The organism is Curtobacterium sp. MCBD17_030 (assembly GCF_003224255.1).
Taxonomy (GTDB): Bacteria; Actinomycetota; Actinomycetes; order Actinomycetales; family Microbacteriaceae; genus Curtobacterium.
Genome location: NZ_QKLI01000002.1, coordinates 38,726 through 53,468 on the forward strand (window position 1 = coordinate 38,726; position 14,743 = coordinate 53,468).

Annotated in this window: 14 protein-coding genes; 7 read left to right on the plus strand and 7 right to left on the minus strand. The window is 72.2% G+C overall.

The window, feature by feature from the left end:
- The first annotated feature begins 58 nt into the window (after positions 1 to 58).
- The gene (locus DEI89_RS02920; RefSeq protein WP_110902553.1) at positions 59 to 826 is read left to right on the plus strand and encodes an NRDE family protein; all 768 of its coding nucleotides are present in this window, start codon (positions 59 to 61) and stop codon (positions 824 to 826) included.
- 80 nt (positions 827 to 906) lie between these two features.
- On the opposite strand, the gene DEI89_RS02925 is transcribed toward DEI89_RS02920, so the two are convergent.
- Complete coding sequence (locus DEI89_RS02925; protein WP_110902554.1) at positions 907 to 1,824, minus strand: SDR family oxidoreductase; 918 nt, start codon at positions 1,822 to 1,824, stop codon at positions 907 to 909.
- Positions 1,825 to 1,925: 101 nt separating this feature from the next.
- On the opposite strand from DEI89_RS02925, the gene DEI89_RS02930 reads away from it, so the two are divergent.
- The 3 genes from DEI89_RS02930 to DEI89_RS02940 all read left to right on the plus strand — a co-directional run bounded on the left by DEI89_RS02930 (position 1,926) and on the right by DEI89_RS02940 (position 4,371).
- Positions 1,926 to 3,035, plus strand: a complete 1,110-nt coding sequence (locus DEI89_RS02930) for an LLM class flavin-dependent oxidoreductase (protein ID WP_110902755.1) — start codon at positions 1,926 to 1,928, stop codon at positions 3,033 to 3,035.
- A 98-nt stretch (positions 3,036 to 3,133) separates the two neighbouring features.
- Positions 3,134 to 3,760 carry a hypothetical protein gene (locus tag DEI89_RS02935; RefSeq protein ID WP_110902555.1) on the plus strand — a complete coding sequence of 209 codons (627 nt, stop codon included), beginning with the start codon at positions 3,134 to 3,136 and terminating at the stop codon, positions 3,758 to 3,760.
- 119 nt (positions 3,761 to 3,879) lie between these two features.
- Positions 3,880 to 4,371, plus strand: coding sequence for a pyridoxamine 5'-phosphate oxidase family protein (locus DEI89_RS02940; RefSeq protein ID WP_110902556.1), 492 nt, complete (start codon positions 3,880 to 3,882; stop codon positions 4,369 to 4,371).
- Between the two features lie 76 nt (positions 4,372 to 4,447).
- Here the strand turns inward: DEI89_RS02940 and DEI89_RS02945 are convergent, their stop codons facing one another.
- The gene (locus DEI89_RS02945; RefSeq protein WP_110902557.1) at positions 4,448 to 5,689 is read right to left on the minus strand and encodes a hypothetical protein; all 1,242 of its coding nucleotides are present in this window, start codon (positions 5,687 to 5,689) and stop codon (positions 4,448 to 4,450) included.
- 174 nt (positions 5,690 to 5,863) lie between these two features.
- On the opposite strand from DEI89_RS02945, the gene DEI89_RS02950 reads away from it, so the two are divergent.
- Both DEI89_RS02950 and DEI89_RS02955 read left to right on the plus strand, forming a co-directional pair.
- Positions 5,864 to 7,303, plus strand: coding sequence for an MFS transporter (locus tag DEI89_RS02950; protein WP_110902558.1), 1,440 nt, complete (start codon positions 5,864 to 5,866; stop codon positions 7,301 to 7,303).
- 211 nt (positions 7,304 to 7,514) lie between these two features.
- Positions 7,515 to 8,222: an endonuclease/exonuclease/phosphatase family protein gene (locus DEI89_RS02955; RefSeq protein WP_258366296.1), complete on the plus strand. Its 708-nt coding sequence runs from the start codon at positions 7,515 to 7,517 to the stop codon at positions 8,220 to 8,222.
- Positions 8,223 to 8,418: 196 nt separating this feature from the next.
- Here DEI89_RS02955 and DEI89_RS02960 read toward each other — a convergent pair whose 3' ends face one another.
- Genes DEI89_RS02960 through DEI89_RS02970 form a run of 3 tightly spaced genes read right to left on the minus strand, consistent with a single transcriptional unit; the run spans position 8,419 to position 11,089 of the window.
- On the minus strand, positions 8,419 to 9,090 hold the full coding sequence (locus tag DEI89_RS02960) for a methionine ABC transporter permease (RefSeq protein WP_110902560.1): 672 nt from the start codon (positions 9,088 to 9,090) through the stop codon (positions 8,419 to 8,421).
- Positions 9,087 to 10,124 (minus strand): methionine ABC transporter ATP-binding protein, encoded by a 1,038-nt coding sequence (locus DEI89_RS02965; protein WP_110902561.1) that lies wholly within the window; start codon positions 10,122 to 10,124, stop codon positions 9,087 to 9,089. The genes DEI89_RS02960 and DEI89_RS02965 overlap by 4 nt, the downstream gene beginning before the upstream one ends.
- Complete coding sequence (locus DEI89_RS02970; protein WP_110902562.1) at positions 10,124 to 11,089, minus strand: MetQ/NlpA family ABC transporter substrate-binding protein; 966 nt, start codon at positions 11,087 to 11,089, stop codon at positions 10,124 to 10,126. Before DEI89_RS02970 ends, DEI89_RS02965 begins: the two co-directional genes overlap by 1 nt.
- A 211-nt stretch (positions 11,090 to 11,300) precedes the next feature.
- Between DEI89_RS02970 and DEI89_RS02975 the strand changes: the two genes are divergently transcribed.
- A complete protein-coding gene (locus tag DEI89_RS02975; RefSeq protein WP_110902563.1) occupies positions 11,301 to 11,798 on the plus strand; it encodes a 2'-5' RNA ligase family protein in 498 nt (165 codons plus the stop codon).
- Between the two features lie 33 nt (positions 11,799 to 11,831).
- On the opposite strand, the gene DEI89_RS02980 is transcribed toward DEI89_RS02975, so the two are convergent.
- Complete coding sequence (locus DEI89_RS02980) at positions 11,832 to 13,079, minus strand: FAD-binding protein (protein ID WP_110902564.1); 1,248 nt, start codon at positions 13,077 to 13,079, stop codon at positions 11,832 to 11,834.
- 103 nt (positions 13,080 to 13,182) lie between these two features.
- On the minus strand, positions 13,183 to 14,682 hold the full coding sequence (locus tag DEI89_RS02985; protein ID WP_258368673.1) for an MDR family MFS transporter: 1,500 nt from the start codon (positions 14,680 to 14,682) through the stop codon (positions 13,183 to 13,185).
- Positions 14,683 to 14,743: the final 61 nt, after the last annotated feature.

Sequence of the window (14,743 nt, forward strand, 5' to 3'; positions counted from 1 at the left end):
GGGCGGCTCCGCACGCCGCCGGGTCGGTTCCCGGAGCGCGGGTGGCAGGATCGGCCGCATGTGCACCGTCGTCGTCCGTGTCGATCCCGGCGCGGCGTGGCCCGTGACCGTCCTGGCGCTCCGGGACGAGTCCCCGGACCGGCCGTGGGACCCGCCGGCCGCGTGGTGGCCGGAGCGTGACACCGGCGTCGTCGGCGTCCGGGACCAGCAGGCGGGAGGCGCGTGGCTGGCCGCCTCGGACCGCAACGGCCTGGCCGTGGTGCTCAACCGGTGGGAGTCGACCCCGGGTGTCGACGGCGCCTGGACCACCCGGGGGACCCTGCCGCTGGACGCGGTCGTGGACGACGTCGTCCCGGGCGCGGACGGCGTGCTGCCGACGAGCCGCGCGTTCAACCTGGTCCGTGCCACCGCCGACGGCGCCGAGGTCGTCACCTGGGACGGCACCGCCGTCCGGACGACGGCGCTCGGACCGGGCGTGCACATGGTCACGCACGGGGAGCCGGACGACCCGGCCGCACCCCGGATCGGGCGGTGGCTCGACGCCTTCCGCGCGGTGCCCGCTCCGACCGGGCCTCCGGCCGCCGAACCCGTCGATGAACTCAGCACCACGCCGGATGACGGGTGGGCGCCGTGGTTCGGGGTGCTCGCCGGGTCCACCGCGCTGGCACCGGACGACCGGGACGCGATCCTCCGGGACACGGTCGAGCCGGAGGGGCACTTCGCGACGCTGTCGATCGTGGCCGCGGCGGTCGGACCCGGGCGGACGGTGCTCCGGCACACCAGGCTCGCGGAGCCGGGGGAGCTGCGGCTCGACAGCGCCGGCTGACCAGGGGGTGGCGGGGCGGGGGCGGGGTGCGCCTCCCGACTGGGCCGGCGCGTGCTGACCGGTCGGGAGGCCCGCTCGTGTCAGTCCGGCAGGCGCGTGCCGGTGAGGTCCTCGGCCACGGCCCACAGGGACCTGGCGAGGTCGACGCCACGGGCTGAGCGGGGCACCGAGGTGAGAGTGGTCGGCCCGGTCAGGCCGAACGCCCCGGCCGGCCCGTAGTAGGCCCCGGAGGCGGCGTTCCGCCCGACGGCCGCGTACAGCAGCGGCTCGGAGCCCTGCTCGACGTCCTGCGTGAACGGCAGCGCCCGATCGCTCGACTGCACGGGGCGGTCGCGGCCGAGCGACCGACCCGCCGACTGCAGGTTCGTCCGGGTGTAGCCGGGGTGCGCGATGGTCGAGGACAGGTGCCAGTCGCGGGTGACCGCCGCCTGGTGCAGGTGCAGTCCGAGGAGCAGGTCGGCGAGCTTCGACTGGGCGTAGGCGAGCCACGGCTGGTAGCCGGTCTGCCACTGCAGGTCGCCGAAGTGGATCCTGCCCGGCACCGCGGCGATGCTCGACATCGTCGCGACCCGGGGGGCTTCGGCACGCAGCAGGGTGGGCAGCAGCAGGTTCGTCAGCGCGAACGGGCCGAGGTAGTTCGTCCCGAACTGGAGCTCGAAGCCGTCCGCGGTCTCGAAGCGCTCCCGGGGCGCCATCACGCCGGCGTTGTTGACGAGCACGTCGAGCGGACGGTCGTCGGCGATGATCCCGTCGGCGAAGCGGTGCACGCTCGACATGTCGGCGAGGTCGAGTTCGCGGACCTCGAGGTCGGCGTCGGGGTGCTCGCGGCGGATCTCGGCGGCGGCGGCCTCGCCCTTGGACGCCGTGCGGACGGCGATGACGACGCTCGCGCCGGCTCCTGCGAGCCTGCGGGCGGTCTCCTTGCCGGTGCCGCTGTTCGACCCGGTGACGACGATGCGTCGGCCGGTCTGGTCGGGGAGGTCCGAGGGCTGCACCATGCGTCGGACCGTACACAGCCGTGCTGGGGGTGCGGGGGCGGGCGGATCGTGCTATTTTTCATGCGTTCGCATTGATCGACTGCGAGATCCGGGAGGGTCGCATGAGCAACGCCTTCGGCACCGACCGACCCTCGGACGTGCCGCCCCCGGCACCGGACCGCATCGGCCCCGTGCAGCTCGGCCTCGACACCTTCGGCGATGTCACCCAGTCCGCGGACGGCGGCGTGCAGACCCACGCCCAGACCCTCCGCGACCTGCTCGACGAAGCCGTCCTCGCCGACCAGGTCGGCATCGACTTCATCGGCGTCGGGGAGCACCACCGCGCCGACTACTCCGTGAGCGCCCCCGAGGTCGTCCTCGCCGCGATCGCCGCCCGCACCGAGCGCATCCGACTCGGCAGCGCCGTCACGGTGCTCTCCTCCGACGACCCCGTCCGCGTGTACGAGCGCTTCGCCACCGTCGACGCGATCTCGGACGGGCGCGCCGAGGTCATCCTGGGCCGCGGGTCCTTCACCGAGTCCTTCCCGCTGTTCGGCTTCGACCTGCACGACTACGAGGTCCTGTTCGAGGAGAAGCTCCAACTCTGGAGCGCCCTCCGCGGGGGCGACACCGTCACCTGGCAGGGCACCAAGCGTGCCTCGCTCGTCGAGCAGGACGTCTTCCCGAAGCTCGAGCACGGCCCGATCCCGACCTGGATCGGCGTCGGCGGCTCCCCGCAGTCGGTGATCCGGGCGGCGTCCTACGGCATGCCACTGTTCCTCGCGATCATCGGCGGGCAGCCCGCGCAGTTCGCCCCCTTCGCGCGGCTCTACCGCCAGGCGCTCGACCAGCTCGAACTCCCGCAGCAGCCGATCGCCATGCACTCGCCGGGCTTCATCGCCGAGACCGACGAGGAAGCGGCCGAGCGCTACTGGCCCTTCCACAAGGCCGTCACCGACCAGCTGGGCCGGGAGCGTGGCTGGCCGCCGCTCGACCAGGCCGGCTACCGCGCCGGGCTGTCCGCCGGCGGGTCGCTGTACGTCGGGTCGCCGGAGACCGTCGCGCGGAAGACCGCGCGCAACATGCGGATCCTCGGGGTCTCGCGGTTCGACATGCGGTACGCCACCGGACGCCTCCCGCACGCCGACATGTTGCGGTCGATCGAGCTCTACGGCACGCGCGTCGCGCCGCGGGTCCGCGAGCTGTTGGCCGAGCCGGTCCCGGTGCCCTGAGCGCGCCTCCCGTCCGGCCCGGCCTGCCGACGGCGGCCGGGAGGCCCGGTGCAAGCCCGCCCGGCGGCTCCCGGGACGACGCGGGTAGCGTCGGGCGCATGTCGCCGAGCAGCAACGAGACCACCGAACGACGGTTCCGCGGGCGGATCCTCGGCGCCGGGAGCACCTCCGGCGTCCGGTTCGTGGTCGGCATGTGGGAGTCGTCACCGTTCGGCGCCTTCACCGACGTCTTCGTGGAGCTGCCCGACGGCTTGAGCGTCCTGCTGGCCCCGGACGAGATCGTCGCCGCCTACGTCTCCGGCACGTACCGCTTCGACGCCGTGTCCGTGGTCGACATCGACGCCCGCCGCACCGCCCGCGGCCTGGAGCTCGACGCCGGCCCGCTCGTCGCCTCGGTCGACGTCGGCGCGATCTCCCCCCTCGGCAGGGTCCTGCGGATCGTCCCGAAGCGCATCGCCCGCGACCCTCGCTGGCTGACCGTGATCGACCCGGTCGCGAAGCTCGTCGCCCCGGGGGCCGGGACCGCCGGCACCGCCGGCAACGGCCGACGCGAGTACTACGGGGTCACCGGGGCACACGACGTCGTCGGCGTCCGCGGCACCTGGGCGGGGGAGGCGCTCGGCGACCTCGCGCCGCTCGACCCGCCCGTGCGGTTCGGGTTCGCCTCATTGCCGCGGATCCCACAGGTCGTCGACGTCGAGACCACGATCCGCGAGCGCGCCTGAGGCACGGACAGGCCCCTCGCGCGCGTCCAGTGAACGGGGGCACACTGGTCGGAACGGTTCGCGCCCGACGCCCGGCTGACGTGTCAGCGAGGACGGGGCGCACGACGCAAAGGAGCATCATGACCGACACCCAGACCGACCACCGTGCCGCCATCTCGGACATCGTCCACGGTGCCCGCACGGCGCTCCTCACGACGGTGAGCGAGGACGGGCAGCTGCACGCCAGGCCTCTCGCCGTGCAGGACAAGTCCTTCCACGGCAGCCTGCGCTTCCTGGTGCAGGACGGCAGCGAGAAGGTCGAGGACATCGCCCGGAACCCGCACGTGAACGTCGCGATCGAGTCCCAGGGCGGCTACCTGTCCATCGCCGGCACGGCCACCGTCACCGAGGACCGGGCGGTCGTCGACGAACTGTGGTCGCCGTTCGCCGAGGCGTGGTTCCCCGAGGGACGCGACGACCCGTCGATCCGGCTGCTCACCGTCGAGGGCGTCTCGGTCGAGTACTGGACGCAGGACACCGGCCCGGTCGGGTCGCTCGTGCAGACCCTCAAGGCCGCGCTCGGGCACCAGTCCCAGCCGGACGTCGGCAGCCACGGCACGCTCGAGGTCTAGCCGCGCGCACCCGCCCGGGCCGCGCCGGCCCGGGCGGGTGCGCGTGCGTGTGCGTGTGCCAGCGCTCCGGGTACCGTCAGGGTGGCCCGAGCAGCCAGAGCACCGCGACGAACACCGGCTGCAGGACCAGCGCCCCGGCGACGAGGGTCCAGCGCATCGCCGGCTTGGCGACGAGTTCCGGCGAGCCCATCAGCGGCGCGAGCGGCATGAGCAGCCGCGGGGTCGACGCCATCGGCAGCGACACGGCGAACACGTAGAGCGCGTACCCGGCGGCGAACACGAGCGTGGTCGTCCCGAGCTTCCGGGTCGACCGGCGCGCCAACCACATCGGGTAGAGCACGAGCAGCACGACGACCATGAGCACACCGCCCACACCGAGCCACTTCGCGGTGGTCAGGAACCACGGCGACAGCGGGACGAAGTGCACCCGGCCGATGAAGTTCACCCACCAGGACATCTCGGTCGCCAGGTAGGCGTCGGGGCGACCGGTGGCCCAGCCTGCGATGACCGGCCACGCGGCTCCGGCGGCGGCCATCACGAGTCCGGCGACCACGACCTGGACCCGCTCGCGGACGGGGAACTCGTCGAGGCTGCGGGCGCCGGAGCGACGGGCCCCGACGTACCGGACGAGCGCGATGACGCCGAGGGTCAGGGGGATGGCGAGCGCACCCGGACGTGTGAACGAGGCGACGATCCCGAGCACCGTGAGCAAGCCGTACCGTCGTCGTTCCATCGCCAGCAGCGCCCCGAAGGTCAGCGCGAGGAACGCGGTCTCGGCGTACCCGACCTGCAGCAGGAACGACAGCGGACCGCAGGTGAAGAAGAAGACCGCCCACAGCGCCGCCGTGTCGCCCGCGTGGTCCTGGACGAGTCGGTGGAGCAGGAACGCCGCGACGAGTCCGGCGATGATCGCGACCGCCGGGCCGCCGATCGTGAACGGCAGACCTGTGGAGACCGTCAGCAGGCGGATCGTGAAGGGGAACGCCGGCAGGAACGCCCACGCGTTCTGGGCGACGTGACCGGTGGCGTCGAGCGGCAGCACCGATGGGTACCCGTGCAGTGAGATCGCCTCGTAGTACTGGCCGTCCCATGAGGTCAGGAACGCCGTGAACCCGTGGTCGTTGCCCCAGAGCGCGTTGTCGGGCTGGACCCGGCCCATCAGGGGGTAGGCGACCATCAGCCACATCGTCGACAGCAGACGTCCCACGGCCCAGAGGAGCAGGACGGCCGCCCACGCCGGCATGCTGACGACCGTGTCGACCACGCGGCGGCGGCCCGCGGCGACCGAGCCCGTCAGGACACCGTCCGGGCGGCTCACGCGCGCGGTCCGCGGAGGTCGGGTACGGCAGACTGCACGAGGCCACGGTAGTCGGCGATCCCTGGAGAGGAGGGACGCGCGACGGTGCGGGTGTCCAGAGCGCGTGATCCGGGCCTCCCGACGGCGTCGGCCGGAACGCGAGCCGGGACGCGAGCCGGACTAGCATGCCAGGCGATGACGACGACGACAGCACGACGGACGAGCAGCACGGCGGTCGCCGTGCTCGTGGCCGGCACCTTCTTCATGGAGCTCCTGGACGGCACGATCCTGGCCACCGCGGCCCCGGCCATGGGGCGCGACCTGGGGGTCGACTCCGCAGCGGTCGGCGTCGCGATCACCGCGTACCTGGTCACCCTCGCGGTGTTCATCCCGGTCAGCGGATGGATCACCGACCGCGTCGGCTCACGGACCGTCTTCGTCGGCGCCATCGCGCTCTTCACGGTCGCGTCCGCGCTCTGCGCCGCCGCCACCGGGCTCGTCGAGCTCACGCTCTGGCGGATCCTGCAGGGGCTCGGCGGCGCGCTCATGGTGCCGGTCGGGAGGCTCGTGGTGCTCAGGAGCGCCGGTCGGGACCAGCTCGTCACGGCGATCGCGATCCTGACCTGGCCCGCGCTCGCGGCGCCGATCATCGCGCCCTTCCTCGGCGGGGTGCTCGTCGACACGTTGTCCTGGCACTGGATCTTCCTCGTCAACATCCCGCTCGGGGTGGTCGCCGTCGTCGCGGCGCTCCTGATCGTGCCGCAGGAGCGGGCGCCGGAGCGGGTGCCGTTCGACTGGCTCGGGTCGCTGCTGGCGTGCCTGGGGCTGGGGACGCTCGTCGTCATGGCGTCGCTGCTCGCGCTCGAGACCGTGCCCGTCGTGCCGACCGTGCTCGCGGGCGTCGTCGGGGCGCTCTGCACCTGGCTCGCGATCCGGCACTTCCTCCGAGCCGCACACCCGATCATGGGGCTCGGCGCGTTCCGGCTCGAGACCTTCCGGGTGTCCCACGCCGGCGGCAGCCTGTTCCGCCTGGCCGTGTCCGCCGTGCCGTTCGTGCTGCCGCTGCTGTTCCAGGACGCCTGGGGGTGGACCGCGCTCGAGGCCGGGTCCGCCGTGCTCTGGGTCTTCGTCGGGAACCTCGGCATCAAGCCCGCGACCACGCCGTTCCTCCGCTGGTGGGGGTACCGGCCGGTGATCGTGGTGTCCTCGGCCGTCGCCGCGCTGTCCGTCGTGGCGATGGTGTTCCTCACGCCGACGACCCCGTTCTGGCTGCTCGTCGTGCTCCTGGTCGTCAGCGGAGCCGCACGCTCGGTCGGGTTCACCGCGTACAACACCATCGCGTTCGCCGACGTCGAGCAGCCCGACATGACGGCGGCGAACACGCTGTCCTCGACGCTGCAGCAGACCGCGGCCGGGTTCGGCGTCGCCGTCGTCGCCGTCGTGCTCCGGGCCGCCGCCGGGGTCGGCGGGGAGGGACTCGCCGGCTCCGGGCCCTACGCGGTCGCGTTCGTCGTGATCGCGGTGCTGCTGGTCGTCGCCTGCGTCGAGGGGTTCCTGATGAGCCGGACCGCCGGGGAGACGGTGCGGCCGTCGCGGCGTCTGCGAACCGGGTCGTCGGGCGTTCCGCGGGGCTGAGCAGGCGTCACGGCTCGTCACCGGGCGTGCACCCGCAGGTCACGTGTCCGGGATGCGCAGCGCGCTACAGTCTCAGCAACCTGCTGCGATGCCCGAGTACCGTGACCGCGGCAGGAGAGCGGGCCGTTCAGGGCCCAGGACGGAAGGCAGCATGGCGGCGCCACACGAGCAGGGATCGACCGAACCGACCACCGCAGTCGGGCAGAGGTCCTTGCGTGTCGTGAGCTACAACCTCCGTGAGCACACCGCGAACAGCGAGCTCGCCGCCTTGGCCGAGGCCTCGCAGGCCGATGTGCTCTGCGTCCAGGAGTGCGACAGCACCGACCTCGCCACCTCAGTCGGTGGGCTGACCCTCGCCGCGTCGACCCAGGCGAACCGTCTCGGTCTCGCCATCTACAAGCGCGACGACCGCTTCGACGTGCAGGACCTCGGCATCCACTCGCTGCAGAAGTCCCTGCACGACCGGGTCCTCTCGCCCGCGCACGAGCGACTGATCGCCATGCACCTGTACGACAAGGAGGCCGAGGCCGAGGTCATCGTCGCGTCGTTCCACGCCTCGCCCCTGACCGCGACGAACTCCCTGCGCCGCAAGCAGATCGAGGCCGCGCACGACTTCGTCCGCGACCTGTCGAGCGAGGCCCCGGCGATCATGGTCGGCGACTTCAACTACCCGTGGTTCCAGACGAACCTGCGCCGGAAGATCGAGGAGTCCGGCTTCGCGCTGTCGCTCTCGGACCAGCCGACGTACCTGCGCTACCGCAAGTTCACCGGGCACTTCGACTTCGCCACGAGCGTCGGGCTGCACATCGCCGGCGTCGAGACCCTGCCCGCGGGCATCTCCGACCACCGCCCGATCCTCGTGCGCGCCGACTACGACGTGCCCGCCTCTGCTGCCGGGACGGCGTCCGCCGTCGCCTGACCGCTCGGCGTCTGCGGGCAGTCGCGTGGCGGCCTGGTCGCGTGCCTCCCGGCCGGCGTCGGTTCGGCGAGGTCGCACGACGTGCCGTCGGCGTTCCGCCGGGGTCGCACGATCTGCCGCCCGGGGAGCGATCCGGCGGCAGATCGTGCGACCCCGGCGGCCGACGCGGGCGGACGCACCACGCCCGGGCCGGGCGTCAGCGACGGAGCGTCGCGCGCGCCAGGCGGTTGCCGACGAACTGGCCGAGCTGCACGATCACGACGATCGCCGCGACGGACACGTAGACGACCCACCAGTCGTAGCGCTGCGACCCGTACGTGATGGCGTACTCACCGAGGCCGCCGCCACCGACCAGCGCGCCCTGTGCGGTCATGTCGACGATGCCGATGTAGATGAACGTGTAGCCGAGGATCAGTGGTCCGAGCCCCTCGGGGATGAGCACGGTGAGCAGGATCGACACCGGGTGCGCACCGGAGGCCCGTGCCGCCTCGACGACGCCCGGATCGACCGCCAGCAGGTTCTGCTCCACGATCCGCGACACCGCGAACGCGGCCGCGAGGGAGATCGCGAACGTCACGGCGGGGACGCCGATCGTGGTCTGCACAGCGACGCGCGAGAGCGGTGCGATCGCGGCGAGGAAGATCACGAACGGGATCGGCCGCACCAGGTTCACGACCAGGTTGATGACCGTGTACGCGGTGCGGTTCGACAGCAGGTTGCCCGGCCTGGTGGCGTAGAGCAGCAGCCCGAGGGCCAAGCCGATGACGCCCGCGATGACGAGCGACACCAGGGACATGACGATCGTGTCCCGGGTGGCGGCGAGGAACACGTCGAACGTGTCGATGACGCTCTGGAACGAGTTGTTCATGCGCGTGCCTCCTCGACGACGGTGATGCCGACGGACCGCAGGGCACCGACCGCCCGGTCGACGTCGGCGTCGGTCCCACCGAGTTCGTAGGTGAGCGACCCGATGCGGCGCTCGCGGATCTCGCTGACACCGCCGAAGACGAGTTCGGCAGTGACGGTGGTGTCGCGGAACGCCTGGTCGATGCGGCCCTGCAGTCCGGCCTCGTCGGTGATCCGGACGGACACGAGGCGTCCGGGGTGGCGTTCGTGCAGCCGTGCGACGGTCTCGGCCGAGGGGCGGTCGTGCAGGGCGGTACGGACGAAGCGCTGCGCAGCCTCGGTCGTGGGGGCGGAGAACACGTCGTAGACGTCCCCGACCTCCACCACGCGGCCCTGCTCCATCACGGCGACCCGGTCGGCGATCCGCCGGACGGCGTCCATCTCGTGGGTGATGACGATGATCGTGACGCCGAGCTCGCGGTTCACACGGCGCAGCAGCGCGAGGACCTCGGACGTGGTCTCCGGGTCGAGGGCGCTGGTGGCCTCGTCGGCGAGGAGCAGCTCGGGGCTCGACGCGAGCGCTCGGGCGATGCCGACGCGCTGCTTCTGGCCGCCGGACAGCTGCTCCGGGTAGGCGTACGCGCGGTCGAGCAGCCCGACGAAGTCGAGCAGTTCCGCGACGCGACGGTCCCGTTCGGCCTTCGCGACACCGGCGACCTTCAGCGGGTACGCCACGTTGCCGGCGACGGTGCGGGAGCGGAACAGGTTGAACTGCTGGAAGACCATCCCGATGCGCCGACGGGCCTGACGGCGGTCCCGCTCGGGGATCGCCGTCAGTTCCTGTCCGGCGACGGTGACGGTGCCGGAGGTCGGGAGCTCCAGCGCGTTGACGAGTCGGACGAGGGTCGACTTGCCGGCGCCGGAGTACCCGATCACCCCGAGGACCTCGCCCTGGTGGACGTCGAGGTCGACGCCCTCGACCGCGGTGACGGTCTCTCCGGTGTCGGCGCGGCGGTAGCTCTTGGTGACACCGCGGAGTTCGACGAGGGCGGCCACTACTCCGCTGCTGCCTTCGCGTCCTGCTCGACGGCGGCGAGCTCGTCCTGCAGGGTCGAGGCCTTCTCGTTCCGGGCGACCGCGTCCGGGTAGTCCTTCTTGAACACCTTCTGCACGGCACTGTCCTGGAACAGGTCCGCGAGGTCCAGGTAGGTCTTGTTCGTCTTGTCCTCGCTCCGGACGGCGAAGACGTTCACGTACGGAGCCGCGGAGGAGCTGGACGGGTCGTCGGTGAAGACCTTGTCGGAGGCGGGCAGCCCGGCGGCGGTGGCGAAGTTGTTGTTCACGACGGCGGCGGCGACGGAGCCCTGCTGCAGCGCGTTCGCGGTCTGCGAGGCGTCGAGCGGCTGCACGTCCACCTTGTGCGACTCGATGTCGTCGGTGGTCGAGAACGCGCTGCCGCCGTCCTTCAGCTCGACGAGCTTCGCGGACTGCAGGACGAGCAGGGCGCGGGCCTCGTTGATGGCGTCGTTCGGGATCGCGACCTTCGCGCCCTCGGGGATCGCGGACGGCTCGTCGTACTTCGTGGCGTAGAGGGGCAGCGGGTAGACCGCGGTCGACCCGATCGGCTGCAGGTCGTCCTTCGCGGTGACGTTGTAGTTCGCCAGGTACTGGATGTGCTGGAACTGGTTGATGTCGACCTGCCCGTCCTTCAGCGCGGGGTTCGGCAACGAGTAGTCGGCGAAGTTGGTCAGCTTCACCGTGACGTCGAGTCGTTCCTTCGCGAGCGCCGTGTAGGTCTTCCAGTACGGCAGCGCCTTGTCCGCGACGCCGATCGTGACGGTCTGGGCCTTCCGGTCCGAGCCGGACGTCCCGGCGGCACCGGCCTGGTCGGAGCCGCCACCGCGGACGGCGACGACCACGACGGCGATGACGATCGCGACGACGACGACGGCTGCGGCGATGATCCACCCGATCGGGCGCTTGCGCTGCGGACGGTCGGGCAGGACGGGTGCGGCGGACATGGGTGCTCCTCGTGAAGGGGTCGCCCTGGTGGCAGGGACGGTGCTGTGGGGGTCCCGACGCCGGGTGTCGGGCCGCGGGACAGCCACGAGTGTGCCGGGCGGGGCGCGACCGGGTCGATTCGCGTTCCGTCGTGTTACGGCGGAGGTCGCTGCGTGACGGCACGGCGTCGTCCTGAGACGTCGGCGTTCGACGACGGGCAGGCTCGGACGCGTGCGCAGCATCGAACTCGTCCTCGCTCCGGACGCCGAACGGGCCGTCCGGGCCGCCTGGGAGGCCCTGGTCGTCGCCGACCTGCCGAGCATGGGCCGGCACACGTCCGACACGAACGTCCCTCACGTCACCCTGACGGCTGGGGAGACCCTGCCCGTGCCGTCCCACTTCGACGCGCCGCTGCCGACGAGCATCCGCCCAGCCGGTCTCCTGCTGTTCCCGGCCGGCCCCGGGCGTCACGTCCTGGGAGTGTCCGTCGTGGTCGACCGCTCGCTCGCCGTGTTCCACGAGGCGGTGCACCGCGCGGCCCCCGGCGGCGTCGACACCTCCCTGCCGGGTCGGTGGGCGCCGCACCTGACGCTGGCGCGCCGCCCGCGGGACGTGGACCTGCCGCGGATGCTCGAGGTGCTCGCGTCGGTGCCGCTGCCGGAGACGCTGGACGTCGCCGGCGTCCGGCACTGGGACGGCGGGACGAAGACGGTCACGCGGCTCGTCTGACGGGCGGATCACGTGCCTCCCGGGAGGCCCTGCTCAGGTCCCCAGGACCCGCTCGCCGAACGCGGACGAGAACTTGCCGGCCGGGTCGCGTCGCGCGACCAGGTCGCGGAACGCCGGGAGGTGTGGGTGGAGCGCGGCGATCGCCGCCCCGTCGAGGGAACTCATCTTCCCCCAGTGCGGACGCCCGCCGAACGGGGCGAGCCGTGCCTCCAGCTCGGGCAGGAGGGCCGCGACCTCGTCCGGGTGCTTCTGCCAGGTGAAGGCGATGCAGAGCACGTCCTCGCCCTGCGTCGGACTGAGCCAGAGGTCGTCGGCCGCCATGGTCCGCAGCTCGCAGACGTGCAGGTGTGGCTGGATCCGGTCGGCCAGGCCGCGCAACGCGTCGAGCGCGGCGGCCGCGTGCCGGAGCGGCACGAAGTGCTCGCTCTGCACCTCGGACCCGACCGAGGGCACCGACTCGATCGGGAAGTGCGGCAGGCGGTCCCACCACGGCCCGACCGAGCCGTCGCGCGCGGTGTGGTGGCCGTCACCGGGTGAGCCGGGCAGACGGGGTGCGCCCAGGAGGCTCGCGGGGACCTGGACGTCGTCGGCGCCGTCCGGAACCCGGGACTTCACGAGCACCTCCGACACGGTGTCGCCGAAGAGCGTGTAGGCGCAGACCGAGTAGCCGGCGGCGAAGACCTGGGCGGCGGAAGCGGTGAAGGTGTCCCACGGGATCGGCCCGTAGAGGTCCTGTCGCATCCGGTAGGCGGGTTGCACGTCGACGGTCACGCGGGTGACGATGCCGAGCAACCCGAGGTGGATCGCGGCACCGGGCAGGTCCGCGTCACCGCGCCGGATCGTCGTCGTGGTGCCGTCCGGGCCGATCAGCTCGAGCGCGGCCACCGCGGTGCTCAGCGAGCCGAGGGTGGTGCCGGAGCCGTGCGTGCCGGTGGCGATCGCACCGCCGAGGGAGACGTGGGGGAGGGACCCCTCGTTGTGCAGGGCGACCCCGGCGGCGTCGAGAGCGGGCGCGACCAGTCCGTACCGGGTGCCGGCACCCATCGTGGCGGTGCGGCGGTCCTCGGCGACGACCAGGTCGGTGGGCACCGCGGTGAGGTCGAGCAGCACACCCGCGGTGTCGGCGACGTCGTTGAAGGAGTGCCGGGTGCCGAGGCCGTGGATCCGCGGACTGCGGGCGACGAGTTCGGCGACGTCGTCGAGCGAGGTCGGCCGCACCACCCGCTCGGCCGTGTAGGTGACCGTGCCGGACCAGTTCAGCTCGCTCGTCGTCGACCGCATGTGCCCACGATGTCACGGCTGCGCAACGGACGACGCGCCCCCTCGGGAAGAGGGGGCGCGTCGTGCACGCTGGGTGGTCGGTGCGCTGTGTGTCCGGCCGCCGTCAGTGCATGGCGGGCGCGGGTGCGCCCTCCGGGGTGGCCGGCTTCCGGACCATCGCCGAGGCGACGATGCCGAGCATCGAGATCACCGCGCCGACGAGGAACGCCGAGTGCACGCCGGACGCGGTCGCCCGGGCCGTGGCCTCGGCGGCCGTCGCGGCACCCGCGACGTCGCCGTTCGTCGCCGCGGCGGTGGCGCCGAGGGTCAGCAGCGTGACGAACAGTGCCGTGCCGGCCGCGCCGGCGAGCTGCTGGGCGGTGCCGAGGACCGCGCTGCCGTGCGAGTACAGGCGCGGCGGGAGCCCGCCGAGCGCAGCGGTGAACAGCGGCGTGAAGGTCAGCGCCAGGCCCAGGCTCAGCACGATGTGTGCGACGAGGACGAACCAGACGCTGGTGTCCGCGGTGACCGTCGAGAGCGCCCAGAGCACGGCGCTGATGATGACCGACCCGGGGATGAGCAGCATGCGCGGCCCGTGCCGGTCGTAGATGCGACCGACGATCGGGGACAGGAGCCCCATCAGCAGACCACCGGGGAGCAGCAGGAGTCCGACCTGCAGGACCTCGAGGCCGAGCACGCGCTCCAGGTAGATCGGCAGCAGGATCAGCGTGCCGAACATCGCCATGAAGCTGATCGCCATCGCGACGATCGGGATCGTGAAGCCCTTCGTGCTGAAGGTGCGCAGGTCGAGGAGCGCGGCGTCGCGGCGCTGCAGACGGGTCTGGCGGAGGATGAACACCGCCAGGGCGACGAACCCGACGACGAGCGAACCGATCGGTAGCCCGTACCCGGTGTCGCGGGCCTCGCCGATGCTCGACAGGCCGTAGACGATCCCACCGAACGCGAAGGCGCAGAGGATCACCGAGAACACGTCGATCGCGGACTTGCGCGGGGTCGAGACGTTCCGGACCTTCAGCATGCCGAGCACCAGGGCGGCGAGGGCGATCGGCAGGACGAACCCGAACAGCCAGCGCCACGAGAACGCGTTGAGGATGAGGCCGGAGATCGTCGGGCCGATCGCGGGGGCGACCGAGATGACGATCGAGATGTTGCCCATCACGCGGCCGCGGTGGGCCGGCTCGATGAGGGTCAGGACGGTGGTCATGAGCAGCGGCATCATGATCGCGGTGCCGCTCGCCTGCACGATGCGCCCGATGAGCAGCATCGTGAAGCCGGGGGCCAGCAGTGCGATCAGCGTCCCGGCGGAGAACAGGCTCATCGCCCAGACGAACACCGGACGGGTGTTGAAGCGCTGCAGCAGGTAACCGGTGATCGGGATCACGACGGCCATGGTGAGCAGGAAGCCGGTGGTCAGCCACTGACCGGTGGCGGCGCTGATGCCGAGGTCGTCCATGAGTCGCGGCAGCGCCACGCCCATGATCGTCTCGTTGAGGATGACGACGAACGCGGAGACGAGCAGCAGCCCGATCACGAGGCGGTTGCCCGCGGGGGAGGACTCTTCGACGGACCCGGTGCGGGGTGCGGAGTCGACGGCCTGGGTCAAGGGGGCTCCTGGTGTCTTCGTGGTGTGACGGGTGGACCCACGACGAGTGGGCACGACGGGT